The sequence below is a fragment of the Pseudomonas sp. S30 genome (assembly GCF_016518545.1).
Lineage (GTDB): Bacteria > Pseudomonadota > Gammaproteobacteria > Pseudomonadales > Pseudomonadaceae > Aquipseudomonas.
Genome location: NZ_JACVTO010000001.1, coordinates 495,277 through 518,966, shown reverse-complemented (window position 1 = coordinate 518,966; position 23,690 = coordinate 495,277). Strand labels below are relative to the sequence as shown.

Annotated in this window: 21 protein-coding genes; 12 read left to right on the top strand and 9 right to left on the bottom strand. The window is 63.8% G+C overall.

All coding sequences use genetic code 11. From position 1 onward, the window contains the following. Together IAE34_RS02380 and IAE34_RS02375 are read left to right on the top strand one after the other, a co-directional pair. Window positions 1-1,419 (top strand): Y-family DNA polymerase, encoded by a 1,419-nt coding sequence (locus IAE34_RS02380; RefSeq protein ID WP_200137241.1) that lies wholly within the window; start codon window positions 1-3, stop codon window positions 1,417-1,419. Continuing rightward, the gene (locus IAE34_RS02375; protein WP_325100961.1) at window positions 1,395-4,496 is read left to right on the top strand and encodes an error-prone DNA polymerase; all 3,102 of its coding nucleotides are present in this window, start codon (window positions 1,395-1,397) and stop codon (window positions 4,494-4,496) included. Before IAE34_RS02380 ends, IAE34_RS02375 begins: the two co-directional genes overlap by 25 nt. Before the next feature lie 11 nt (window positions 4,497-4,507). On the opposite strand, the gene IAE34_RS02370 is transcribed toward IAE34_RS02375, so the two are convergent. Beyond that, window positions 4,508-7,015 carry an ABC transporter permease gene (locus IAE34_RS02370; protein ID WP_200137239.1) on the bottom strand — a complete coding sequence of 836 codons (2,508 nt, stop codon included), beginning with the start codon at window positions 7,013-7,015 and terminating at the stop codon, window positions 4,508-4,510. Beyond that, entirely contained in the window at window positions 7,015-7,698 is a 684-nt protein-coding gene (locus tag IAE34_RS02365; RefSeq protein WP_200137238.1) for an ABC transporter ATP-binding protein, read from the bottom strand. Before IAE34_RS02365 ends, IAE34_RS02370 begins: the two co-directional genes overlap by 1 nt. 11 nt (window positions 7,699-7,709) lie before the next feature. On the opposite strand from IAE34_RS02365, the gene IAE34_RS02360 reads away from it, so the two are divergent. The 3 genes from IAE34_RS02360 (at window position 7,710) to IAE34_RS02350 (ending at window position 9,743) form a co-directional block, all read left to right on the top strand. Next, window positions 7,710-8,315, top strand: a complete 606-nt coding sequence (locus IAE34_RS02360; RefSeq protein WP_200137237.1) for an arylesterase — start codon at window positions 7,710-7,712, stop codon at window positions 8,313-8,315. 58 nt (window positions 8,316-8,373) lie between these two features. Next, window positions 8,374-8,655, top strand: coding sequence for a hypothetical protein (locus tag IAE34_RS02355; protein ID WP_200137236.1), 282 nt, complete (start codon window positions 8,374-8,376; stop codon window positions 8,653-8,655). A gap of 110 nt (window positions 8,656-8,765) precedes the next feature. After that, window positions 8,766-9,743 carry a L,D-transpeptidase family protein gene (locus IAE34_RS02350; RefSeq protein WP_200137235.1) on the top strand — a complete coding sequence of 326 codons (978 nt, stop codon included), beginning with the start codon at window positions 8,766-8,768 and terminating at the stop codon, window positions 9,741-9,743. 154 nt (window positions 9,744-9,897) lie between these two features. Here IAE34_RS02350 and oprI read toward each other — a convergent pair whose 3' ends face one another. Beyond that, window positions 9,898-10,149: an outer membrane lipoprotei OprI gene (oprI, locus tag IAE34_RS02345; protein ID WP_003259780.1), complete on the bottom strand. Its 252-nt coding sequence runs from the start codon at window positions 10,147-10,149 to the stop codon at window positions 9,898-9,900. Between the two features lie 526 nt (window positions 10,150-10,675). Between oprI and IAE34_RS02340 the strand changes: the two genes are divergently transcribed. Beyond that, window positions 10,676-10,954 (top strand): GNAT family N-acetyltransferase, encoded by a 279-nt coding sequence (locus tag IAE34_RS02340; protein WP_200137234.1) that lies wholly within the window; start codon window positions 10,676-10,678, stop codon window positions 10,952-10,954. Between the two features lie 64 nt (window positions 10,955-11,018). Here the strand turns inward: IAE34_RS02340 and IAE34_RS02335 are convergent, their stop codons facing one another. Further along, window positions 11,019-12,095, bottom strand: coding sequence for a 3-deoxy-7-phosphoheptulonate synthase (locus tag IAE34_RS02335; protein WP_200137233.1), 1,077 nt, complete (start codon window positions 12,093-12,095; stop codon window positions 11,019-11,021). 266 nt (window positions 12,096-12,361) lie between these two features. Between IAE34_RS02335 and IAE34_RS02330 the strand changes: the two genes are divergently transcribed. The 3 genes from IAE34_RS02330 to cysB all read left to right on the top strand — a co-directional run bounded on the left by IAE34_RS02330 (window position 12,362) and on the right by cysB (window position 15,002). Then, a complete protein-coding gene (locus IAE34_RS02330; RefSeq protein WP_200137232.1) occupies window positions 12,362-13,309 on the top strand; it encodes a putative 2-dehydropantoate 2-reductase in 948 nt (315 codons plus the stop codon). 93 nt (window positions 13,310-13,402) lie between these two features. Next, window positions 13,403-13,900 carry a universal stress protein gene (locus tag IAE34_RS02325; RefSeq protein WP_200137231.1) on the top strand — a complete coding sequence of 166 codons (498 nt, stop codon included), beginning with the start codon at window positions 13,403-13,405 and terminating at the stop codon, window positions 13,898-13,900. Between the two features lie 127 nt (window positions 13,901-14,027). Further along, a complete protein-coding gene (cysB, locus tag IAE34_RS02320; protein ID WP_200137230.1) occupies window positions 14,028-15,002 on the top strand; it encodes an HTH-type transcriptional regulator CysB in 975 nt (324 codons plus the stop codon). 102 nt (window positions 15,003-15,104) lie between these two features. Here cysB and IAE34_RS02315 read toward each other — a convergent pair whose 3' ends face one another. The 5 genes from IAE34_RS02315 to rloA form a co-directional block, all read right to left on the bottom strand. Further along, window positions 15,105-15,839, bottom strand: coding sequence for a phosphoadenylyl-sulfate reductase (locus IAE34_RS02315; protein WP_200137229.1), 735 nt, complete (start codon window positions 15,837-15,839; stop codon window positions 15,105-15,107). A gap of 103 nt (window positions 15,840-15,942) precedes the next feature. Further along, window positions 15,943-17,286 carry an aminodeoxychorismate synthase component I gene (gene pabB / locus IAE34_RS02310; RefSeq protein ID WP_200137335.1) on the bottom strand — a complete coding sequence of 448 codons (1,344 nt, stop codon included), beginning with the start codon at window positions 17,284-17,286 and terminating at the stop codon, window positions 15,943-15,945. 123 nt (window positions 17,287-17,409) lie between these two features. After that, a complete protein-coding gene (locus tag IAE34_RS02305; RefSeq protein WP_200137228.1) occupies window positions 17,410-18,390 on the bottom strand; it encodes an alpha-L-glutamate ligase-like protein in 981 nt (326 codons plus the stop codon). Then, on the bottom strand, window positions 18,390-19,925 hold the full coding sequence (gene rloB / locus IAE34_RS02300; protein WP_200137227.1) for an osmotic stress tolerance membrane protein RloB: 1,536 nt from the start codon (window positions 19,923-19,925) through the stop codon (window positions 18,390-18,392). Before rloB ends, IAE34_RS02305 begins: the two co-directional genes overlap by 1 nt. 4 nt (window positions 19,926-19,929) lie before the next feature. Continuing rightward, window positions 19,930-20,466 (bottom strand): retropepsin-like aspartic peptidase RloA, encoded by a 537-nt coding sequence (rloA, locus tag IAE34_RS02295; RefSeq protein WP_200137226.1) that lies wholly within the window; start codon window positions 20,464-20,466, stop codon window positions 19,930-19,932. Window positions 20,467-20,741: 275 nt separating this feature from the next. Between rloA and IAE34_RS02290 the strand changes: the two genes are divergently transcribed. The 3 genes from IAE34_RS02290 to prpC all read left to right on the top strand — a co-directional run bounded on the left by IAE34_RS02290 (window position 20,742) and on the right by prpC (window position 23,595). Further along, window positions 20,742-21,476: a GntR family transcriptional regulator gene (locus IAE34_RS02290; protein WP_200137225.1), complete on the top strand. Its 735-nt coding sequence runs from the start codon at window positions 20,742-20,744 to the stop codon at window positions 21,474-21,476. Further along, complete coding sequence (prpB, locus tag IAE34_RS02285; RefSeq protein WP_200137224.1) at window positions 21,473-22,363, top strand: methylisocitrate lyase; 891 nt, start codon at window positions 21,473-21,475, stop codon at window positions 22,361-22,363. Before IAE34_RS02290 ends, prpB begins: the two co-directional genes overlap by 4 nt. A gap of 104 nt (window positions 22,364-22,467) precedes the next feature. Further along, the gene (gene prpC / locus IAE34_RS02280; protein WP_200137223.1) at window positions 22,468-23,595 is read left to right on the top strand and encodes a bifunctional 2-methylcitrate synthase/citrate synthase; all 1,128 of its coding nucleotides are present in this window, start codon (window positions 22,468-22,470) and stop codon (window positions 23,593-23,595) included. The last annotated feature ends 95 nt before the right edge of the window (window positions 23,596-23,690 follow it).

Below are 23,690 nucleotides of genomic sequence, written 5' to 3'. Positions count from 1 at the left end.
ATGCTCTGGGCCTGCATCCTGCTGCCGCAACTGGCGCTGGACACCGTGTTGCGGGGTCGGGACGATGCCGATTCGCCCCTGGTGGTACTGTCCGGCCCTGCACAGCGCCGAGTGCTGCAGGCCGTCAATGCCGCCGCGGCGCAGTTGGGTCTGCGCGCGGGGCAGACCCTCACGGCTGCACGGGCCTTGGCCGAGGGCTTCACCTGTGTGGAAGTCGAAGCGGCGCGCATCGAGCAGGTTGAGCAGTTGCTCGCTGCCTGGGCCTATCGCTTCAGCGCTCAGGTGAGCCTGCACTATCCCCGTGCGGTGTTGCTGGAAGTCGGTTCGAGCCTGCAACTGTTCGGTCCCTGGCCACGCTTCGAAGCGCGTTTGCGTGAAGAGCTCAAAGCCCTGGGACTGCGTCACCGCATCGTGCTGGCGAGCAACCCAGTGGCTGCCCGCATGCTCGCCAATGGCCATGATGGTCTGGCTTCGACCTGTCCCGAGCAGACCCGCGAACTGCTGGCGAACATGCCGCTGGATCGCATCGGCCTGCCCGTCGAGGCGGCGCAGGCGTTGGCGCGCATGGGGCTGCGCAGGCTCGGCGAAATGCTCGCCTTGCCCCGCGATACCCTGGCCCGACGTTTCCCGGCCACTGTGCAGTTGCATGTGGATCGATTGCTTGGCCTGCGCAGTCAGGGCCTGGACTTCTACCAGCCCCCCGACCGTTTCGAGTCGCGCCTGGAGCTCAATTTCGATGTGCAATCGCATCAGGCGCTGCTATTTCCACTGCGTCGCCTGATCAACGACCTCGCGGCGTTTCTGGCCGGGCGCGATTGTGGTGTGCAAAGCTTCGAGCTCCACCTGGAGCACGTGGAGGTGGCCGACACGGTGCTCAGGGTCGGCCTGCTGGCGGCCGAGCGTGAGGCCGCCCTGCTGTTCGAGCTTGCCCGTGGGCGCCTGGAGCCCCTGCGTATTCCTGCGCCGGTGCGTAACCTGCGACTGCTGGCCGACGACCTGCCGCCCTTCGTCCCGCAACACCGCGCGCTGTTCGATCCTCGCGCGCAGCAGGCCCAGCCCTGGGAGCAACTGCGCGAGCGGTTGCGTGCGCGCTTGGGCGAGGGCTCGGTCACGGGGCTATACGCGGTGGCCGATCATCGACCTGAGCAGGCCTGGCTAGCCGAGGAACGCCGTGCGGCAACCCCTCTGCCAGTGCTGCCGGGCAGCCGCCCCGGCTGGCTGCTGGCCCAACCCCAGGCCCTGCCCGAGGGCGGGCTGCACTGGCTGGGGCAGGCCGAGCGAATCGAGTCGGGCTGGTGGGACGGGGGTGATGTGCGCCGTGACTACTACCGCATCGAAACCCGCGAGGGCCTGCGCGGTTGGGCCTACCGCGACCTGGCCGAGCCCGGACACTTGTGGCTGCACGGGTGGTTCGCATGAGCGCGCCCGACTATGCCGAGCTGCATTGCCTGTCCAACTTCAGTTTCCAGCGTGGGGCCTCGAGTGCTGACGAGTTGTTTCGTCGGGCCCGTGAACAGGGCTACCAGGCTTTGGCGATCACCGACGAATGCACCCTGGCGGGGATCGTAAGGGCCTGGCAGGCGGCCCAGGCGCATGGGGTGCGGTTGATCGTCGGCAGTGAGGTTCAGGTGCAGGACGGTCCTCGCCTGGTGCTGTTGGTCGAATGCCTGCGCGGGTATCAAAGCCTCTGCGCGCTGATCACGCAGGCCCGGCGCCGGGCCGAAAAGGGCGATTACCGGTTGCTGCGCGAGGACGTCCAGACCCACGCCGAAGGTTTGCTGGCCCTGTGGGTCGCCGAGGACGGCGACGAGCCGGTTGATTGCGACTGGTTGCAGACCTTGTTCGAGGGGCGCCTGTGGCTGGCGGTGCACCTTCACCGCGGCCCTGACGACCAGCAGCGCCTGCACCGCCTCACGCTGCTGGCCAAGGACCTGCATCTGCCTTTGGTAGCCTGTGGCGACGTGCACATGCATGTGCGCGGGCGCCGTGCGCTTCAGGACTGCATGACCGCCATCCGCAATCATTGCACCGTCGCCGAGGCCGGTGGTCATCTATACGCCAATGGCGAGCGCCATTTGCGCAGCCGCGAGCAACTGGCCGAACTGTACCGCGCGCCGTTGCTGGCAGAAACCCTGACCATCTCCCGGCGCTGTCGCTTCGAACTGAGCGAGCTCAAGTACCAGTATCCCCGCGAACTGGTTCCCGAAGGGCATACGCCGGCCAGTTGGTTGCGTCACCTGTGCCATCAGGGTGTGCCTGGGCGCTGGCCGCAGGGTGCCGGTGAACAGGTCCATCTGGCACTGGAGCGCGAACTGTCCCTGATTCAGGAACTGGCCTACGAAAGCTACTTCCTCACCGTCCACGACATCGTCGATTTTGCCCGTCGCCAAGGCATTCTGTGCCAGGGGCGAGGCTCGGCGGCCAACTCGGTGGTGTGCTTCGTGCTCGGCATCACCGAGCTCGATCCGCTTCGCCATCACCTGTTGTTCGAGCGCTTCCTGTCCCGTGAGCGTAACGAGCCGCCGGATATCGACGTGGATTTCGAGCATGACCGCCGCGAGGAGGTCATCCAGTACGTGTTCCGCCGCTATGGGCGGCACCGCGCCGCACTCACCGCAGTGGTCAGTACCTACCACGCTGCCGGCGCGGTGCGCGACGTGGCGCGAGTGCTGGGCCTGCCGGCCGATCAGATCGATGCTCTGGCCCAGTGCTGTGGGCGCTGGAGCGACCGCATTCCCGATGCGTCGCGGCTGGCGGAGGCGGGTTTCGAGGCGCAGAGCCCAGAACTGCGACGTATCCTCGTGCTGGCAGGCGAGCTGATCGGCTTTCCTCGACACCTGTCCCAGCATCCCGGTGGGTTCGTGATCAGCGAACAGCCGCTCGACCGGCTGGTGCCGGTGGAGAACGCGGCCATGCCCGAGCGCACGGTGATCCAGTGGGACAAGGACGACCTGGACATGGTCGGCCTGCTCAAGGTCGATGTGCTCGCCCTGGGTATGCTCAGCGCCCTGCGCCGCTGTTTCGATCTGCTCAGGCAGCATCGCGGTCGCGAGCTCACCCTGGCCAGCATCCCCCAGGAAGATCCGGACACCTACGAGATGATCAGCCGCGCCGATACCATGGGCGTCTTCCAGATCGAATCGCGGGCGCAGATGGCGATGCTGCCCCGCTTGCAGCCGCGGACCTTCTACGACCTGGTGATCGAGGTGGCCATCGTGCGGCCCGGCCCGATCCAGGGTGACATGGTCCACCCCTACCTGCGCCGGCGCCTGGGCATCGAGCCGATCAGCTATCCCTCGGAAAAACTCGAGGCGGTGTTCAAACGTACCTTGGGCGTGCCACTGTTCCAGGAGCAGGTGATGGAGCTCGCCATGGTCGCTGCCGACTACACACCCGGCGAGGCTGACCAGCTACGGCGCAGCATGGCAGCCTGGAAACGCCATGGAGGCCTGGAGCCGCATCGTGTACGTCTGCTCGAAGGCATGTTGCGCAACGGCTACGAAGTGGCGTTCGCCGAGCGTATCTTCGAGCAGATCAAGGGCTTTGGCAGCTACGGCTTTCCGGAGTCCCACGCCGCCAGTTTCGCCTTGTTGTGTTATGCCAGCAGTTGGCTCAAATGCCATGAGCCGGCGATCTTCACCTGTGCCCTGGTCAATAGCTGGCCCATGGGCTTCTACAGTCCCGACCAGTTGTTGCAGCACGCCCGTCGCCAAGGGATCGAGGTGCGCCCGGTGGATGTCTTCCACAGCGTCTGGGACTGCACGCTGGAGTCCAGGTCCGACGGCACACTGGCCATCCGCTTGGGGTTGCGACAGATCCAGGGCTTCAACGAGGCAGATGCCCGCCGAGTCGAGCAGGCGCGTGAGTACCGTGCCTGGAGCGATGTCGAGGATCTGTGTCTGCGGGCTGGCCTGGACAGCCGTGCCAGGGCCCGATTGGCCGATGCCGGGGCGCTGCGGGGTCTGGCCCGGGATCGGCATCAAGCGCGTTGGCAAGTGGCGGCAGTGCAGACGCAACTGCCACTGTTCGCAGCTCTGGGGCGCGAAGCCGAGGTGGCGGTGACGCTACCTGCGCCTACCGTGGCCGAGGATGTCTTCGCCGACTATGCAACGCTTGGCACGACCCTGGGTCCGCACCCGTTGAGCCTGCTGCGCGCGCGGCTCAGAGCCTTGGGGTGTCGCAGCTCGGCGGAACTGGAAGTGCTGGAGCACGGTGACGAAACCACCGTGGCCGGTATCGTGGTGGGCCGTCAGCGTCCGCAGACGGCCAGCGGGGTGACGTTCGTCACTTTGGAGGACGAGCATGGCCTGCTCAATGTGGTGGTCTGGCGCTCACTCGCCGAGCGCCAGCGAGCCGTGTTGGTGGGTGCCCGGTTGATGAGGGTGCGCGGGCGGCTGGAGCGGGAAAAGGGCGTTCGGCACCTGCTCGCCAAACGCCTCGAGGATTTCAGTGGTCTGCTGGAGGGACTCGAAGTCAGAAGCCGGGATTTTCATTGAAGGGATCGGCTTCAGGGCATGCGCAGAACGCTTAGTGGCGAGGAGTCCAGTGCCCGTCGCGTACCGAATACGGCCGCGCCGCCTACCAGCACAGCGCCTATCACCGGTAGCGCCAGCAGCCAGGGGTGCGGAGCCCAGGCGAGCGCGAACGCGTAGCGATACAGCGCCCAGGTGACCAGCTCGCATCCCAGCGCCGCCAACAGCCCGCTGGCAGCGCCAAGCAAGCCGAATTCGATGCGGCGGGTCTTGATCAGCAATGCGCGTCGGGCACCCAGCGCGCGTAACAGCGCGCCTTGTCGGATGCGTTCGTCCAGGGTCGACTGCAATCCGGCGAACAGCACCGTGACGCCTGCGGCCAGGACGAACAACAACACATATTCCACGGCCAGCGTCACCTGGGCGAGGATGCTGCGCAACTGCTCGAGCAAGGCGTCGACCTGAAGAATGGTCACGGCGGGAAAGGCACGGGACAGTCCGACCGTGTCACGATCGTGTCCTGGTGCAAGATAGAAGCTGGTCAGGTAAGTGCTCGGCAATCCTTGCAGTGTGCCCGGCTGGAAGATCATGTAGAAGTTAGGTTGCAGGCTGTCCCAATGAACGCTGCGCAGACTGCTGATCCGAGCCTGATGTTGTTCTCCGGCGATGTCGAAGGTGAGCACGTCGTCGAGTCCGACGCCGAGGCTCGCGGCCAGCTCCGCCTCCACCGATACCGCGACGGGGCCCCCGTCGGCCGGGCTCGCTTGCCACCAGGTGCCTGCCGTGAGGCTGTTGCCCTGAGGCAGTTCGGCGGACCAGGTGAGGCTCAGGTCGCGCTGCACTGCCCGCTCTCCGGCAGACTCCTTGCTGACCCGTTCCTGTACCGGCTGCCCGTTGATCTGCGTGAGCCGACCTGGCATCACCGGATACAGCGGTGCCGACGTGGCACCGAGTTCGCTCAGGCGCTGGGCAAAGGACTCACGGTCTGCCGGCAGGATATTCAGGGCGAAATGGTTGGGCGCATCCTTGGGCAACTGGGCCTGCCAGTTGTCCAGCAGCTCGCCACGCAGCAGCGCGACCAGCGCCATGGCCATGAGTATCAGGCCAAACGCCAGGGCCTGCCCGGCCGCGGCTACCGGGCGGCGCAGCAGTTGGCCCAGGCCCAGCCGCCAGGGCAGGGGAGCGCGGGCCAGTGAGCGGCGCAGGCTGCGCAGCCCGAACAACAGCAAGCCGCCGAACACGCTTGCGGCAACCAGGCCTGCGCCAAGCAGCGCGAACGTGAGCAGCAGGTCCAGGCTCAGGCGCCACATGATCAGACCAAGCGCGAGCAACGCGGCGCCGTAGACCAGCCAACTGCCAGGCGGCGTGGGCATCAGGTCGCGACGCAGCACACGCAAGGGAGGTACGCGACCCAGTGCCGCCAGCGGCGGCAGGGCGAACCCGGCCAGGGCGACCAGTCCGGTGGCGATGCCCGCCAGCGCCGGTGCGAGCCCTCCGGGCGGCACCGTGCTCGGCAGCAAGCCTTGCAACAGGCCGAACAGGCCCAATTGTGCCAGCCAGCCCACCAGGGCCCCCATCAGCGCGGCCAGCATCCCGAGCATCGCCAGTTGCAGCGCGTACAGGCCCAGCGCTTGCCGGCGCGACAGGCCCAGGCAGCGCAGCAGTGCGCTGGCGTCCAGGCGGCGGGCCGCGTAGCGGCTGGCCGAGAGTGCCACGGCCACGCCCGCCAGCAGCACGGCCACCAGGCTGGCCAGGTTCAGGTAGCGTTCGGCACGACCCAAGGCTCCGCCGATCTGGCGATTGCCGTCACGGGTATCGAGCAGTCGCTGATTGGCCGCCAGATGCGGCTCGATAGCCTGGCGATAGCTGGCCAGCGCGTCGGTGTCGCCCCGCCACAGATCCCGGTAGGTGACGCGACTGCCCGGCTGGATCACCCCCGTGGCTTGCAGGTCGTCGCTGTTGATCAATACGCGCGGGGTCAGGCTGTAGAAGCTGCCGCCGCGGTCTGGCTCATAGGTCAGCACGCGCGTCATGCGCAACGTCTGCCTACCTACATCGATGCTGTCGCCCAGCGACAGGTCCAGCGCCGCCAGCAGTCGACCCTCCACCCATGCCTCGCCAGGGGCGGGCTGGCCACCCGGGCTGTCGACCTCGTCGAGGGTGGCCTTGCTGCGCAACTCCCCGCGCAGCGGGTACGCACCGTCCACGGCCTTGATGCTCGACAGCTGGATCCCGGCATCGGCGGCCACCACACTGCTGAACTCCACCACCCGGGCGTGGGCCAGTCCCCGTGCAGTCCCGGCCTCGATCTGCTCGGCGCGTGCAGGCGAGGAACCTTGCAGTACCAGGTCGGCCGCCAGGAACTCGCTGGCCCGCAGGTGCATGGCACCATTGAGACGGGCGCCGAAGTAGCCGATGGCGGTGCTCGAGGCCACCGCTACCAGCACCGCGAGGAACAGCACGCGCACTTCGCCAGCGCGGGCATCGCGCAGCAGCTGGCGCAGCGCCAGGGTAAACAGGCGTGCAAACGGCAGACGCTTCATCAGGCCTCCTGGGCCGCGACGACGCGACCCGCATCCAGGCGGATCTGGCGCCGGCAACGCTGTGCGAGGCGCTCGTCATGGGTGACCAGCACCAGCGTGGTGCCGCGTTCGCGGTTCAGTTCGAACAACAGGTCGCTGATGCGTGCTCCGGTCTGGCTGTCAAGGTTGCCAGTGGGTTCGTCGGCGAACAGCACCGAGGGCTGTGCGGCAAAGGCCCTGGCGAGCGCCACGCGCTGCTGTTCACCGCCTGAAAGCTGGCGCGGGGTGTGGCTCAAGCGCTGGCCCAGGCCGACACGCTCGAGCAATGCCCGCGCCTGTTCCCGAGCATCGCGACGACCTTCCAGTTCCAGAGGTAGCATCACGTTTTCCAGGGCGTTGAGACTGTCGAGCAACTGGAAAGACTGAAACACGAAGCCCACGTGCTCGGCGCGAACCTGCGCACGCTGGTCCTCGTCCAGCGCCCCCAGATCCGCGCCGGCGAGCAGCACGTTGCCACCGCTGGGGCGGTCGAGGCCGGCGAGCAATCCGAGCAGCGTCGACTTGCCGGAGCCGGAGGCGCCGACGATGGCCAGGCTGTCGCCGCGGCCCAGATCCAGGGTCAGCGGATGGAGGATGGTCAGCTCGCCTTCCTCGCTGGTGACCACTTTGCTAAGGTGCTGCGCAACGAGAATGCTGGGAACCATGGAGAAATCCGATGCGAATGACGTGGTTGAGTGCCGGTCTGGTGCTGTTTTTCATGGCCCAGAGCGCCGTGGCGGGTACCGTACTGATCGTGGGTGATAGTATCAGCGCCGGTTTTGGCCTGGATACCCGCCAGGGCTGGGTAGCGCTCCTGCAGCAACGCCTGCGCGAGAAGGGTTTTGACGACCAGGTGGTCAACGCCTCGATCAGTGGCGATACCAGTGCGGGAGGCCAGGCGCGGCTGCCGGCGCTGCTTGCAGCGCATACGCCGGACCTCGTGGTGCTCGAGCTGGGGGGTAACGACGGGCTGCGAGGTCAACCGCCTGGGCAATTGCAACAAAATCTTGCTTCGATGATCGAGCGCTCCCAGGCTGCCGGTGCCAAGGTGGTACTGCTGGGCATGCGCCTGCCACCCAATTACGGCGTGCGTTACACCACGGCCTTCGCCCAGGTCTACCAAACCCTTTCCAGAGATCGCAACGTGCCTTTGGTGCCCTTCTTTCTCGAAGGGGTGGGCGGCGTGCCGGAGCTGATGCAGGCCGACGGCATCCATCCGGCCCAGGGCGCTCAGCAGCGTCTGCTCGACAATGCCTGGCCGACCATCGAAGCCTCGCTGTGACGCTTTCAACGTCCATCGCTTTCGGCTAAGGTTGCGCCCCCCGTTTCGAGTGCCACCAATGCCGCGCCCCGCCTGGTCCCTTTACGCCTATCAATCGATCGAGCCGGACGAACAGCTCGATCTGTTCGCCTGCCAGCAAGTGCGTATCCATCTGGCGGCACGCCAGCTCGAATTGGGCGCTCCGGTGGATCGCACGCTGTGCGGGGGGCTGCTGCCCGCGCAGCCGCGCTGGTCGTCGGTGGAGCGTGGCGTGTATCGAGACGAGCGCCTCTGCCCCCTGTGCAGGGCGATCCTGGATGCCCAGCGACGAGGCACGCGCCCCGTCTGGCCGCAGCTCTGAGCCCATTTTTCATCATTTGTAATCCTTGCCCACCCCGGCCGTGCCTCCCGCTAGGAGGATGCCGGGTGTACAATCGAGCCTCACGAACCCTCTGTCGAAGGATTTACCGGATGCTGCCGCGCCTTACCGCCGTCACCCGTTGCCTGTCCCTGGCCACCCTGCTGATGACCGGTCCCGCCGTCGCGCTGGAGCTGCCCCTGCCACCGCCCGGAGACGACGTGGTGGGTCAGGTGCGGACCCTCAAGGCCAAGTACGAAGACACCTTCGCGGACATTGGTACCGCCAACGACCTGGGCTACCTGGAAATGATCGCTGCCAATCCGGGCGTGGATCCCTGGCTGCCGGGCGCCGGTACGGAGATCATCCTGCCCACGCGCTACATCCTGCCTCCGGGGCCGCGCGAGGGTATCGTCATCAACCTGGCCGAGTACCGCCTGTACTATTACCCGAAAGGGGAGAGCGTGGTGTACACCTACCCGCTGGGTATCGGGCGCGAAGGCTGGGGTTCGCCAGTGGCCAACACCAAGGTCACCGCCAAGACCCCCAACCCGACCTGGACGCCGCCGGCCTCGATCCGCGCCGAGCACGCCGCTGACGGCGACATCCTGCCTGCCGTGGTGCCAGCCGGCCCGGACAACCCGCTGGGTCCGTTCAAGTTCACGCTGGGCCTGCCGGGCTACCTGATCCACGGTTCGAACAAGAAGTTCGGCATCGGCATGCGTACCAGCCATGGTTGCTTCCGCATGCTGAACAACAACGTGGTGGCTCTTTCCGAGATCGTACCCGTCGGTACGCCGGTTCGGATCATCAACGAGCCCTACAAATTCGGCGTGAGCGGCGGCAAGGTGTACCTGGAGGCGCATACCCCGCTGGACGACCAGGGCAACCCTTCGGTGGTGGACAAGCACACCGCAGTGATCAACGCCCTGCTCAAGCGCGAAGACCTGGCCAACAACCTGCGCATGAATTGGGACATGGTTCGCGATGTGGTTGCCGCTGAAGACGGTATTCCCGTGGAGATCGCCGTTCCTCTAACCCAACAAGCCAGCGGGTCGACAGTTTCCGAGATCCCACCCGAGCTTCAGTAAGCGATCAAGGGTGATCCGGGCCGCACTGACGGCCCCTGGGGCCCCTCGGTGCGGTGGCGTACGAACGCCATGGCCCAGGTCTCTCGAGGCGGGGGCGGACAATAAAAAAGCCGACCCAAACAGGGGTCGGCTTCTCAATAATCCGTGAGGACTATTACTTGCGGCTGGCTTTGTCCAGCATACGCAGAGCGCGCTCATTGGCTTCGTCAGCGGTTTGCTGAGCTTTCTGAGCGGCTGCCAGTGCATCGTCAGCCTTGCGGTAGGCTTCGTCTGCACGAGCCTGGGCGCGAGCGGCTGCGTCTTCAGTCGCAGTCAAGCGAGCTTCGGTTTCTTTGGATACGCTGCTGCAACCGGTAGCCAGAACGGCGGCCAGAGCCAGAGCAGAGAATTTCAGAACGTTGTTCATCGTGTTCCCCTTCAAGGACTTTCTATTAAGTAGCCATCTCTCGGAAAAGAGAAACTGGCCGGCGTACATACTACCCATTACTTGTAGTAAGTAAACTGACAGAGCGCAAGAAGCTCAAAAAAAATGTTGCCAGAAGCCACGGAGCACAGGCTGTGCAGAGGAACTGTACGGACTTGCCAGTCAATCGTTTCCCTGCTTGCGTGGGAAACTTTTCGTTGAACTAAGAGTGACTTCGATGGTCAGCCCGCGTCTAATCCACAAGATGCAATAAGGCCACTAGGGTCTGTGGTCATGAATGAGCATTTATGCGGTGGGCGCCCAGCGCGAGCTGGCGTTACTGGCCAGGTTTATGGTGCGCCGCTGCTTGAGCAATCAGTCCACTCAGGCCTACCATGACGACTGTGCCTGGCGTCGAACGTTTCACAGAGAGTGGCGGTCGAAGTGGCATGGGTGGCGTTGAGTGAGTAGCGCCGGAGAAACCATCGGTCAAGGCCAAGGTCTGCCATAAGACCTGCGAGGAGTAGAGATGAGTGAAATGACCATCCACCATGACCAGGCCGGTCATCAGTTCGAGACCAATGTGGACGGTCATCGTGCCTATCTCACTTACATGGACCTGGGCAAGCAGACCTTGGATATCTACCGTACCTTCGTCCCCAATGCCTTGCGCGGCCGAGGCATTGCTGCCGAACTGACCAAGAAGGCCCTGCAGTACGCTGAGCAGATGGGTTACACGGTGATTCCGTCCTGTTCGTATGTGGAGCGCTACATCGAGCGCCAGCAGCGTCGCTCCGGTCAGGTTTGATCGTCAGGCAGCAATGAAAACGCCGGGCAATTGCCCGGCGTTTTCATTGCTGCTCGGTGAAGGATCAGCTGCGCTGGCGACCAGGCAGTACATCCTTGAGTTTCGCGTGCATGCTGCGCAGGCTTTTCTCGGTGGCGGCCCAGTCGATGCAGGCGTCGGTCACCGACACGCCATACTGCAAATCGTCGAGGTTCTTTGGAATGGCCTGGCAACCCCAGTTCAGGTGACTCTCCACCATCAGGCCGATGATCGACTGATTGCCTTCCAGAATCTGGTTGGCGACGTTGTCCATGACCAGCGGTTGCAGGGCAGGGTCCTTGTTGGAGTTCGCGTGGCTGCAATCGACCATGATGTTGGCCTTGATCCTGGCCTTGGCCAGATCCTGTTCGCACAGCGCGACGCTGACCGAATCGTAGTTGGGCTTGCCGTTGCCGCCGCGCAGCACCACATGGCCGTAGGCGTTGCCCTTGGTGGTGACGATCGACACGCCGCCTTCCTGGTTGATGCCCAGGAAGCGGTGGGGTTTGGAGACCGATTGCAGAGCATTGATCGCCACCGTCAAGCCGCCGTCGGTGCCGTTCTTGAAGCCCACCGCTGAAGACAGGCCCGAGGCCATTTCCCGGTGAGTCTGGGACTCGGTGGTGCGCGCACCGATGGCCGACCAGCTGATCAGATCCTGCAAGTACTGCGGCGAAATCGGATCGAGGGCCTCGGTTGCCGTCGGCAGGCCCATTTCGGCGAGATCCAGCAGCAGCTTGCGCCCGATATGCAGCCCGTCCTGGATCTTGAACGAGTCGTCCAGGTAGGGGTCGTTGATCAGGCCTTTCCAGCCCACAGTGGTCCGAGGCTTCTCGAAATACACCCGCATGACCAGATACAGTGTGTCGGACACTTCTTCGGCGAGCACTTTGAGGCGCTCGGCATATTCATGGGCCGCCTTGATGTCATGGATGGAGCAGGGGCCGATGACGACGAACAGGCGATGATCCTTGCCGTCGAGAATATTGCGCACCACTTCGCGGCCAGCGGTCACCGTTTGCAGGGCCTTGCCACTGAGGGGGACCTCTTTTTTCAGCTGATCAGGGGTGATCAGGGTCTCGTTGGAGGCAACGTTGAGGTCGTCGATCGGTAAATCAGCCATCGTGTTACTCGTCAGGTCACGGGTGCCGGCCGCCAGCTAACCCCGTGCGGCCCAGCAGCAGATTGTTCGCAGCGGGGGAGCCGAACCTTAGCGCGTTACTTCGGGCGCGACAATGGGCAGGAACCTGCCAACGCCGATTAACCTGCCGTACAGCCATCAGCCATCAGCCATCAGCCATCGCAAGCCCAGGGTATAGTTGTATGGATGCAAAGGGTCAGCGCTTTACCGCTATCGCGACCAGGCGTCATTTCACACAGGAGAGCGAGATGGTTTCCCGCGCTACACGCATCGGCGTCATCGGCAGCGGTGCAATCGGTGGCTTCTACGGATCGATGCTGGCTCGTGCCGGGTTCGAGGTGCATTTTCTGCTGCGAAGCGAATACGAGGCGGTGCGTGATCATGGGCTGCGCATCGAAAGCGCCGTGCATGGCCTGCTTCACCAGCAGGTCAGGGCTTATGCCTGTATCAGCGACATGCCGCCGTGCGACTGGTTGCTGATCGGCACCAAGGCGACCCACAACACCGAGCTGGCGCCCCTGATACGCCAGGCGGCCGCGCCGGGTGCGCGGGTGGTACTGCTGCAGAACGGCCTGGGGGTCGAAGAGCAGCTGCGTCTGGCGCTGCGCGACGACCTGCACCTGCTGGGCGGGCTATGTTTCATCTGCGTCAATCGGCAAGCACCGGGGGTGATCCGCCATCAAGCGCTGGGCTTGATCAACCTGGGTTACCACAGTGGTCCGCCGGGCAGCGCTGCACAGGTGATCGCCGCCGAGGGGGCCGCGCTGTTCAATGCGGCAGGCATCGACTCGCAGCCCATGGAGGATGTCGCGCAGGCGCGTTGGCAGAAACTGGTCTGGAACGTGCCGTACAACGGGCTCTCGGTCCTGTTGCAGGCCAGCACGCGTGCGCTGATGAAGGATCCCGCCAGCCGTGCGCTGATTCGCGACTTGATGGACGAGGTGATCCTCGGCGCGCAAGCCTGTGGCCTGGTGCTGCCAGCCGATTGCGCCGATCATCTGTTGCGCGTCACCGACCAGATGCCCGACTACTGGCCCAGTATGCACCACGACCATGTCCACCGTCGGCCCCTGGAGTTGCAGGCGATCTATGCCGAGCCGCTGGCCCGGGCGCAGCGAGCGGGTTGCCACTTGCCGAAAATCGAAGCGCTGTACCAGGCATTGCTGTTCATCGACCAGCGCAATCGCCTGCAATGATCGATCCGCGTCGCATTCTGACGAAGGCGAGGCGTCACGGCGAGGCGCTGCTAAGCTGAATCTTGCTCCGCCCCGGGCAGTCGAGGAGGCCGTATGATCCGATCCATGCTGTATGCCACCGATCTTGGCGTCTACGCGCCTTTCGTCATGCAGCATGCCTTGGCCCTGGCTCGAACGTTTCACGCGCAGCTGTACGTCATCCATGCAGTCGAGCCGATGGGGCAGTTCGCCGAGTCACTGCTGCAGAGCTACCTGGACGAGCAGACCCTGGAGCGGCTGCATGCCCAGGGTGTCGGCACGGTGATGGCGAACATCGAGCAGCGGATGCTGGAGAACTTCCGCGATGACCTCGGCGAAGATGCCGATCTGGCAGTCATCAAGGCAGTGCGTGTGCGCCAGGGTGACCCGTCCCAGGTCATTCTCGAGCAGGCCCAGCGTCTGGCCGTGGATCTGCTGATTTTCGGCAGCCACGCCGAGGGGGCGGGCGTCGATGTGCCGGTGGGTCGGACCGCCATGCGCCTGCTGCAACTGTCGCCGGTGCCGGTTTACATGGTGCCATTGGCTCAGCACTTAGGTCGTAGGAAAAGCTGAAATAGACGGTAGGTTATTTCCGTCAGACGTAACAAAATTGTTCTAGATTTATTCGTCTGACCGCTAATATAGTTATAACTCGTCGCTGCCAGCAGCCGGTGACCTACCGCTGATCCGAGGGAAACCTATGAAGCTTCAACAACTGCGCTACATCTGGGAAGTGGCGCACCACGACCTCAACGTCTCCGCGACTGCACAGAGCCTGTACACGTCCCAGCCCGGAATCAGCAAGCAGATCCGCCTGCTCGAGGACGAGCTCGGCGTCGAAGTCTTCGCCCGCAGCGGCAAGCACCTCACCCGCGTGACCCCGGCGGGCGAGCGTATCATCACCACCGCCGGTGAAATCCTGCGCAAGGTCGAGAGCATCAAGCAGATCGCCCAGGAGTTCTCCAACGAGAAGAAGGGTACGTTGTCCATCGCGACCACCCACACTCAGGCGCGCTACGCGTTGCCGCCGGTCATCAGCTCCTTCATCAAGCAATACCCTGATGTGTCACTGCACATGCATCAAGGCTCGCCCATGCAGATCGCCGAAATGGCGGCCGATGGCACGGTCGATTTCGCCATCGCCACCGAGGCGCTGGAGTTGTTCGGCGACCTGATCATGATGCCGTGCTACAAGTGGAATCGCTGCGTCGTGGTACCGCAGGGGCATCCGCTGACCAAGCTGCCGAAGCTGACCCTCGAAGCGCTCGCCGAATACCCGATCGTCACCTACGTGTTCGGATTCACCGGCCGCTCGAAGCTGGACGAAGCGTTCAACCATCGCGGCCTGACGCCGAAGGTGGTGTTCACCGCAGCCGACGCCGACGTGATCAAGACCTACGTGCGTCTGGGACTGGGTGTGGGCATCGTGGCGAAGATGGCCGTCGACTCGAAGCTTGACAGCGACCTGGTGTGCCTGGACGCCAGCGAGCTGTTCGAAGCCAGCATCACCAAGATCGGCTTCCGCCGAGGCACCTTCCTGCGCGGCTTCATGTGCGATTTCATCGAGAAGTTCGCGCCGCACCTGACGCGTGAAGTGATGGCCAAGGCCATACAGTGCCATAACAAGCAGGAACTCGAGGCCCTGTTCGAGGGCGTGGAACTGCCTGTCCACTGACGATGGCATTCACGGTGCCCGGGCCGGAAGCCGCAAGAACAGGGCAGGGCGTGCGCGTTCTGCTCTTTCTCGCCGCTAGCCGTTGGGAATGAGTGCTGGTCGTCAGGCCTTGCTGATCAAGTTGCCAGCGTGCAGGCCACATTCTTTCTGAGTCGACTCTTCCCACCACCAGCGGCCTTCGCGCTCATGCTGGTTGGGCAGGACAGGACGGGTGCAGGGCTCGCAGCCGATGCTGATGAAACCGCGCTCGTGGAGGCTGTTGTAGGGCAGCTCGAGCATGCGGATGTAGCCCCAGACTTCCTCGCTGGACATCTGTGCCAAGGGGTTGAATTTGTACAGGGTGCGCTCGGCGGTCGAGAATGCCGTGTCGATTTCCAGGGCCGCCACCTGACTGCGGGTCCCCGGACTCTGATCGCGTCGCTGACCGGTGGCCCAGGCGCTGACGCCCGCCAGCTTGCGCCGAAGCGGTTCGATCTTGCGGATGCCGCAGCATTCTGCGTGACCATCCTTGTAGAAACTGAACAGTCCCTTGTCGTTGACGAACGGGTCGAGCTTGGCGCGGTCGGGGCTGAGGATTTCGATTGGCAGCGCATACTGCTCGCGCACCTGCTCGATGAAACGGTAGGTTTCCGGATGCAGGCGACCGGTGTCGAGACTGAAGACCTTGAGCTGCTTGTTCAGCTTCCAGGCCATGTCCACCAGCACCACGTCCTCGGCCCCACTGAAGGAGATCCACAGGTCGTCACCGAAGTGCTCGAAGGCGAGCTTGAGGATGTCCTGCGGGGACTTGCTGGCGTAGGTCGCGGCCAATGCAGCGACGTCGAAGGGTTGGCTCATCAGGCGGTTTCCATCATGGGTATGGCGCTGTGCGCTCGTAGTCCGGCAATGGTAACAAAAAATGGCGCGGCAGACGGCTTCGCATCGGTCAGCAGCGGCGTCGTCACATATCCTGCAGCGTCTGCATCAATACCCGAACCTTGGCCACGGATTCCTCGTACTCCGAGGTCCAGGACGAATCGGCAACCACTGCGCCACCGCCCCAGCAAAAGGCCTGGCCAGTCTTGATCAGCACGCTACGAATGGCGATGGAGCTGTCCATTTCGCCGCGCACGTCGAGGTACAGCAGCGACCCACAGTACAGCGTCCGGCGGGTAGGTTCGAGCTCGTCAATGATCTGCATCGCACGAATCTTCGGCGCGCCGGTGATCGACCCGCCCGGAAAACTCCCGCCGATGAGGTCCAGCGCATCCCTGCCACTGGCCAGGCGACCGGTCACGCTGCTCACCAGGTGGTGGACGTTGGGGTAGCTTTCCAGGCTGAACAACTCGGGCACCTTCACCGACCCGATTTCGCAGGTGCGTCCGATGTCGTTGCGCAGCAGGTCGACGATCATCAGGTTTTCCGAGCGATCCTTGGGACTCGCCAGCAACTCGCTGGCATTGCGTTGGTCCTCGAGCGGATCAGCGGCGCGTGGCCGGGTACCCTTGATCGGGCGCGTCTCTACCTCGGCCTGGCTGACGCGAATGAATCGCTCGGGTGAGAAGCTCAGCAGTGCGCTGTCGTCGGTGAGCTGCTGAAACCCCGAAAAGGGCGTCGGGCAAGCCCGGCGCAGCGCTCTGTACGCCTGCCAGGGGTCGCCCAGGCAGGGTGCGCGAAACCGTTGGGTCAGGTTGATTTGATAGCAATCGCCCGCCTGGATATAGTGCTGGACCTGATCGAAAGCCGCGCGGTATTGCTCGGGCAGAAGATCGCCGCGCATCGGCGCCAGCAGCTTGAAAGGACCGACCGAGGGCGCGTGATCGCCTTCGAACAGGTCGATCAGACGGCGACGTTCGGCCTCGGGCAGGGCTGGATGGAAGATCAGCTGTGACGTACGCAGCCGGTGGTCCGAGCTGAAGGCCCAGGCATACAGGCCCAACTGGGCATCGGCCAGGCCGATATCGTCGGTGGCCTCTTCGGGCAGGTGTTCGAGCCGGCGGCCGAAGTCGTAGCTCAGGTAGCCGATCAGGCCGCCGGCGAAGGGCAGCTCGCTGCCTTCGGGCAGCGTCGCCTCGCCCAGCTCGGCCAGGGCCTGGCGCAGCCGCGCGAGAAACGCCTCACCGCGCTCACCCGCGCCTGGCTGGAGCTGCTGAACCGGCCAGGCGCTGAACAGATCGAACCGCCCTCGCTCGGCCACTGGCCGGGCGCTGTCGAGCAGAATGGCGCCAGGTGCCTGGCGCAGGCGATGGAAATAGTGACCGGGATCGGGCTGATAGGGCAGGGCGTGAAGCGTACAGGTGGGCATCGGCATGGGCAGCGCTGAAGACGAGGAGGCAATTGTAGGCCGCAGGCGGGCGAGTGCCTAGGCTCTGTCGCAGCGCATGGCCTTGCGATCAGGGGCTGGCACCGAGCCGCCGGCGTTGCCGCGCTACTGCTGAAGGACGTGCCCGAACAGGCCCTGAGCGACCTTCACCCGGGTATCGGCATCCTCGCTGACGCCGTCCTTGGCCAGCGCTTCGATGTGGGCCTCGATGGCATGGGTGCGCTGGGTCAGCCCGCAGTCGTTGGCGATCTGGATGTTCAGGCCGGGTCGCGCATTGAGTTCCAGGATCAGCGGGCCTTTTTCCTGGTCCAGCACCATGTCCACGCCGATGTAGCCCAGGCCGCACAGCTCGTAGCAGCTGGCGGCCAGCTTCATGAAGCCATCCCAGTTCGGCAACTGCACCCCGTCCACCGAATTGGTGGTGTCGGGGTGCTTGCTGATGATGCGGTTCAGCCAGGTGCCGCGCAGGGTAACGCCTGTGGCGAGGTCGACGCCCACGCCGATCGCGCCCTGGTGCAGGTTGGCCTTGCCGCCGGATTGCCGGGTGGGCAAACGCAGCATGGCCATGACCGGATACCCCATCAGCACGATGATGCGGATGTCCGGGACGCCTTCGTAGCTGATGCTCTTGAAGATCTGGTCCGGGGTGACCCGGTACTCGATCAGCGCCCGGTCCCGGTGCCCCCCAAGCGAATAGAGTCCGGTGAGAATGCTGGAGATCTGATGCTCGATCTCCTCATGGCTGATGATCTTGCCGGAGACCGTGCGGTAGCGGTCCTCGAAACGATCGGCGACCACCAGGATCCCGTCACCGCCGGCACCCTGGGCTGGCTTGATGACGAAATCGCTACGACCGCCGATGATCTGATCGAGCTTGTCGATGCCCTTTTCGGTTTCGATGATGCCGTACATTTCCGGCACATGAATGCCCGCCGCCAGTGCCCGTTCCTTGGTGATGATCTTGTCATCGACGATCGGGTACAGGTGGCGCTTGTTGTACTTGAGCACGTAGTCGGCGTTGCGCCGGTTGATGCCCATGATGCCGCGGGCCTCCAGGGCCTTCCAGGTCTTGATCAGTCCGAACATCAGGCGTCAGCCTTCTTCAGGAATGCCTTGAAGCGAATCAGCTCGGTCAGGCGGTAGCCACGGTAGCGACCCATCGCCAGCATGAAGCCCACCAGAATCAGCAGCACGGCCGGGAAGGTGAAGACGAAGTACACCGCTTCCGGCACGGTCATCAGCAGGTGCGCCAGCGAGGCGGCGAACAGGGTGCCGATGGCGACTTTCATGGCGTGGCCACCGCCGCGCTCTTCCCAGGTGATCGACAGGCGTTCGATGGTCATGGTCAGGATCACCATCGGGAACAGCGCGACCGACAAACCGCGCTCCAGGCCCAGCTTGTGACTGAACAGGCTGATCGCGGCGATCAGCACCACGACGAAGGTCAGCACCACCGACAGGCGTGGCAGCATCTGCAGCTTGAGGTGCTCGAGGTAGGAGCGCAGTGACAGGCCCAGCGCCGTGATCACCGTGAACAGCACGATGCCGAAGCCCAGCTGCGTCTCGCGGAAGGCCAGGGCGATCAGCACCGGCGTGAAGGTGCCCAGGGTCTGGATGCCGATAAGGTTGCGCAACACCAGGATCACCAGCACGCCGATCGGGATCATGACCATGATCATGAAGGTCTGCTGGGTCTGCAGCGGCAGGCCGTAGAGCGAATATTCGAGAAAGTCGGCGTCGGTGTTCTCGTCGGTCAGCTTGGCCAGGCGGATCGCGTTCATCTCGCTGTTGTTCATGCTGAAGGTGACGGCAGCCTTCTTGCCACCCTCGACGGCGATCAGGTTGTCGTCCCCGGTCCACCACAGCAAACGGTCGGCGGGCAGGCCCTGTTCGCCGGTTTCTGGGTTGAAGTACAGCCAGTCGTTGCCGTTGAAACTGCGTAGCCACAGTTCCGGGCTCTGTGGCGTATCGGCGACCAGGCGCACGGTGTGCACCTTTTCCATCGGCACATGGGCGATGGACAGCAGCAGGTCGATGACCTGGGCCTTTTTCAACGGCGAGTTGTCGCCCGCCAGTAGCAGCTTGGCATTGTCGTCGTTGGCGTTGTTCACCCGCTTGATGGTTTCGCTGACGAAGGTCTCGACGTCGGCCGAGTGCTGGCGGATGGGCGCCATCAGTGCCTCGGCGGCGATCTTCTCGGGGCCTTCGACGGCCAGGCTGTCGCGGAAGGTGGGGCCCTTGATCTTGGCCTTCTCGGTGCTGTAGCGCTTGGTCAGGACCAGCCGATAGTAGAGGGTCTGGTTGCCACTGGCGCGTCGCGCCGACCAGGTCACCTTGCGGTTGCCGTCGGCGCGGTTGACGCTCACGCCGTAGTTGTTGGAGATGAAGCTCTCGTTGAGGCTGACGTAGTCGCGGTTGAGCGGCGGCACGTACATCTGGATCTTGACCGGATCCTTGGGGCTGGCGACGAACTCGACCTTGGCGTCGATGTTCCACAGATCGTCGGTCTCGTCTTCGGTCACCGGGATGCCGAGGACGAAGATCTGATAGCAGGTGACCGTGACGCCCAGTAGCACCAGGATGGTGATCAGGACTTTCAGGTGCAGGGTCAGAGAGCGCATGGAGTTACTCTACTTTGGGAGCTTCGGTGGCGCAGGCAGGTTTGCCGGCCGCGTATTTGAGGCTTGGGTCGACCAGCGCGTCGAAATGCTTGAGTGCCTCGGAGCCGATCAGCAGCGGGAACTGGAACGCGCTGCGGTCGGTGAGGTTGACTTCGATGGTGCGCTGGGCCTGGCCCATGCAGATGTTCAGTTCGATCACCGGGCGGTGGGTGTAGGCCTTGCCCTGCTCGGGGTCGTAGTCGCCGGCGCGTCGCTTGATCTTGCTGACGCGCGCCAGGGGCCGCTCGATGGGGTGTTTGTGCGCGGCATCGATCGCCAGGTAGAAGCGCACCCAGCTTTCACCGTTGCGCTTGAAACGCTTGATGTCGCGGGCGCTGAGCGAGGCGGTCTTGGCGCCGGTGTCCAGCTTGGCCGCCACTTCCAGGTCCAGATCGCCCAGGCGGGCGTACTCGTTCAGGCCGTAGACGGTTTTCTCGGTCGCGTGGCCGAGTGCCGGCAGGGCGGCGAGACAGAACAACAAAGAAGAAAAGATGGGTCTCATAGTCCTGGCGCGGTGCTGTCTGTGTTCGGGGCAGGGCGCGAGCGCCTCGTTCATCTGTCAACGGCATGAAATGATGACAGGCACGCTATCGGTGATCCTTCGGGAGCGCGACATTCTATCACGCCGACGTCTTGACGCCAGCGCGCTGCGATCAGACCGCGGGCAGGGGCGGTAAGTTCGTCGCTTAAATATTGTCGACAATAACTAGATTTTCTTTGACTGATACGCGTATGAGGGCTAATTTCGGTTAGTGATTGACTAAAGGTGTCGACAATATGGATCAAGCTTCACTTGCGGCGAACGAGCTGATCGACGACAGCGAAACCTTGTCCGAGCATGTCTTTCGCCGAATCCAGGCAGCGATCGTCAAGGGTGACATTGCCCCGGGCAGCAAGATTTCCGAGCCTGAGCTGGCACGCACCTACGGCATCAGCCGTGGTCCACTGCGTGAGGCCATCCATCGACTGGAGGGGCAGCGCCTGCTGGTACGCGTTCCCCACGTCGGTGCCCGGGTGGTGTCCCTGGCGCCGGCCGAACTGATCGAGCTGTACGAGATCCGCGAGTCGCTGGAAGGCATGGCCTGTCGCCTGGCCGCCGAACGCATGAGCCAGGCGCAGATCGACGAACTGCGCCAGGTGCTCGACACCCACGAGCGCGATGCCGCCTTTCAGGCCGGTCTCGGCTACTACCAGCAGGAAGGTGATTTCGACTTCCATTACCGGATCATTCAAGGCAGTGGCAACCAGACCCTGGTGAAGATGCTGTGCGGTGAGTTGTACCAGCTGGTGCGCATGTACCGTATCCAGTTCTCGGCGACACCCAATCGACCCCGACAAGCCTTCGCCGAGCACCACCGCATCCTCGATGCGATCGCCGAACGAGATGGCGAACTGGCCGAACTGCTGATGCGTCGCCATATCGCGGCATCGAAGCGCAATGTCGAGCGTCATTTTCAGGATATTCCTACCAACCACGGCGGCGCCGACGACGCCCCACGAGGTGAGTCATGACCCAGAACAGCACCCCCGGCCAACGTTTTCGTGACGCGGTGGCCGCCGAGCACCCTTTGCAAGTGGTCGGGACGATCAATGCCAACCATGCACTGCTGGCCAAGCGCGCCGGCTTCAAGGCCATCTACCTTTCGGGTGGTGGTGTCGCGGCAGGCTCCCTTGGCCTGCCTGACCTGGGCATCAGCGGGTTGGACGATGTGCTCACCGACGTGCGCCGTATCACCGATGTGTGCGACCTGCCGCTGCTGGTCGATGTCGACACCGGCTTCGGTGCCTCGGCTTTCAACGTCGCGCGCACCGTGCGCTCGATGATCAAGGCGGGCGCCGGCGCCCTCCACATCGAGGATCAGGTGGGAGCCAAGCGCTGCGGACACCGACCCAACAAGGAAATCGTTTCCCAGCAGGAGATGGTCGATCGTATCAAGGCTGCGGTCGATGCTCGCAGCGACGACAGCTTCGTGATCATGGCCCGCACCGATGCGCTGGCCGTCGAAGGCCTGCAGGCCGCACTGGACCGGGCAGCCGCGTGCGTGGAAGCCGGTGCCGACATGATATTCCCCGAGGCCATCACCGACCTGCCGATGTACAAGACCTTCGCCGATCGGGTGAAGGCGCCGATCCTGGCCAACATCACCGAGTTCGGCGCCACGCCATTGTTCACCACCGAGGAACTGGCGGGGGTGGACGTTTCGCTGGTGCTGTATCCGCTCTCGGCTTTCCGTGCCATGAACAAGGCGGCGGAGAATGTGTACACCGCGCTGCGGCGAGACGGCACCCAGAAGCACGTGCTCGACACCATGCAGACGCGCATGGAACTCTACGATGCCATCGGCTACCACGCCTTCGAGCAAAGCCTCGATGCATTGTTCGCACAGAAGAAAGGCTAGTTTCCAGCAGTAATCTGGCGCGCCGGCAAGGGCCATGCGCCTCTCTCCACACCGTGTACAGCCAGCAAGACTCGATAACAAATTCAAGAAAGGAGAATTCTCCCATGGCCGAAGCAAAAGTACTCAGTGGCGCTGGCCTGCGTGGCCAGGTCGCCGGGCAGACCGCGTTGTCGACCGTTGGCCAGGCCGGTGCCGGCCTGACCTATCGAGGTTATGACGTGCGTGACCTGGCCGCCGCTGCCGACTTCGAAGAAGTCGCCTATCTGTTGCTCTATGGCGAGCTGCCGAGCCAGGCGCAGCTGGACGACTACAAGCGCACGCTCAGGAGCCTTCGCGATCTGCCTCAGGCGCTCAAGGAGGTGCTCGAGCGTATCCCGCGCGATGCCCATCCCATGGACGTGATGCGCACGGCCTGCTCGGTGCTCGGCACCCTGGAGCCTGAACTGACGTTCGATGCCCAGCACGACAGAACCGATCGGCTGCTCGCGGTCTTCCCGGCCGTGATGTGCTATTGGTATCGCTTCAGCCACCACGGTGTTCGCATCGAGTGCAGCAGCGAGGAAGACACCCTGGGCGGCCATTTCCTGTACCTGCTGCACGGCCGCAAGCCCAGCGAACTGCACGTGAAGGTGATGAACGTGTCGCTGATCCTCTACGCCGAACACGAATTCAACGCCTCCACCTTCACGGCCCGGGTCTGTGCCTCGACCCTGTCGGACCTCTATTCGTGCATCACCGCCGCCATCGGTACGCTGCGTGGTCCGCTGCATGGTGGTGCCAACGAGGCCGCCATGGAGCTGATCGAGCGCTTCCAGAGCCCGCAGGAGGCCAGCGCCGAGTTGCTGCGCATGCTCGAGCGCAAGGACAAGATCATGGGATTCGGCCATGCCATCTACAAGGAGTCCGATCCGCGCAACGAGGTGATCAAGGGCTGGTCGAAACGCCTTGCCGACGAGGCGGGCGACACCGTGCTCTATCCGGTATCCGAAGCGATCGACAAGACCATGTGGGAGCAGAAGCGGCTGTTCCCCAACGCCGATTTCTACCATGCCTCGGCTTATCACTTCATGGGCATCCCCACCAAGCTGTTCACACCGATCTTCGTCTGCTCGCGGCTCACCGGCTGGGCTGCGCACGTGTTCGAGCAGCGTGCCAACAACCGCATCATCCGCCCGAGCGCCGAATACACCGGCGTCGAACAGAGGCCGTTCGTGCCTGTCGAGCAGCGTTGAATACATCGATCACTGGAGGGCAGCGCAGCCGTTGGTGATGCAAGGCCATCCATGCCGCGCCGCGACGCGGTGTGAATGGCCCTGAGCCGCCAACG

What these genes read in the sequence shown, in the direction of transcription:
- IAE34_RS02380 (WP_200137241.1), top strand. Translation starts at nt 1, where the DNA reads ATGCTCTGGGCCTGCATCCTGCTGCCGCAACTGGCGCTGGACACCGTG.
- IAE34_RS02370 (WP_200137239.1), bottom strand. Translation starts at nt 7,015, where the DNA reads ATGAAGCGTCTGCCGTTTGCACGCCTGTTTACCCTGGCGCTGCGCCAG.
- IAE34_RS02365 (WP_200137238.1), bottom strand. Translation starts at nt 7,698, where the DNA reads ATGGTTCCCAGCATTCTCGTTGCGCAGCACCTTAGCAAAGTGGTCACC.
- IAE34_RS02360 (WP_200137237.1), top strand. Translation starts at nt 7,710, where the DNA reads ATGCGAATGACGTGGTTGAGTGCCGGTCTGGTGCTGTTTTTCATGGCC.
- IAE34_RS02355 (WP_200137236.1), top strand. Translation starts at nt 8,374, where the DNA reads ATGCCGCGCCCCGCCTGGTCCCTTTACGCCTATCAATCGATCGAGCCG.
- IAE34_RS02350 (WP_200137235.1), top strand. Translation starts at nt 8,766, where the DNA reads ATGCTGCCGCGCCTTACCGCCGTCACCCGTTGCCTGTCCCTGGCCACC.
- oprI (WP_003259780.1), bottom strand. Translation starts at nt 10,149, where the DNA reads ATGAACAACGTTCTGAAATTCTCTGCTCTGGCTCTGGCCGCCGTTCTG.
- IAE34_RS02340 (WP_200137234.1), top strand. Translation starts at nt 10,676, where the DNA reads ATGAGTGAAATGACCATCCACCATGACCAGGCCGGTCATCAGTTCGAG.
- IAE34_RS02335 (WP_200137233.1), bottom strand. Translation starts at nt 12,095, where the DNA reads ATGGCTGATTTACCGATCGACGACCTCAACGTTGCCTCCAACGAGACC.
- IAE34_RS02330 (WP_200137232.1), top strand. Translation starts at nt 12,362, where the DNA reads ATGGTTTCCCGCGCTACACGCATCGGCGTCATCGGCAGCGGTGCAATC.
- IAE34_RS02325 (WP_200137231.1), top strand. Translation starts at nt 13,403, where the DNA reads ATGATCCGATCCATGCTGTATGCCACCGATCTTGGCGTCTACGCGCCT.
- cysB (WP_200137230.1), top strand. Translation starts at nt 14,028, where the DNA reads ATGAAGCTTCAACAACTGCGCTACATCTGGGAAGTGGCGCACCACGAC.
- IAE34_RS02315 (WP_200137229.1), bottom strand. Translation starts at nt 15,839, where the DNA reads ATGAGCCAACCCTTCGACGTCGCTGCATTGGCCGCGACCTACGCCAGC.
- pabB (WP_200137335.1), bottom strand. Translation starts at nt 17,286, where the DNA reads ATGCCCACCTGTACGCTTCACGCCCTGCCCTATCAGCCCGATCCCGGT.
- IAE34_RS02305 (WP_200137228.1), bottom strand. Translation starts at nt 18,390, where the DNA reads ATGTTCGGACTGATCAAGACCTGGAAGGCCCTGGAGGCCCGCGGCATC.
- rloB (WP_200137227.1), bottom strand. Translation starts at nt 19,925, where the DNA reads ATGCGCTCTCTGACCCTGCACCTGAAAGTCCTGATCACCATCCTGGTG.
- rloA (WP_200137226.1), bottom strand. Translation starts at nt 20,466, where the DNA reads ATGAGACCCATCTTTTCTTCTTTGTTGTTCTGTCTCGCCGCCCTGCCG.
- IAE34_RS02290 (WP_200137225.1), top strand. Translation starts at nt 20,742, where the DNA reads ATGGATCAAGCTTCACTTGCGGCGAACGAGCTGATCGACGACAGCGAA.
- prpB (WP_200137224.1), top strand. Translation starts at nt 21,473, where the DNA reads ATGACCCAGAACAGCACCCCCGGCCAACGTTTTCGTGACGCGGTGGCC.
- prpC (WP_200137223.1), top strand. Translation starts at nt 22,468, where the DNA reads ATGGCCGAAGCAAAAGTACTCAGTGGCGCTGGCCTGCGTGGCCAGGTC.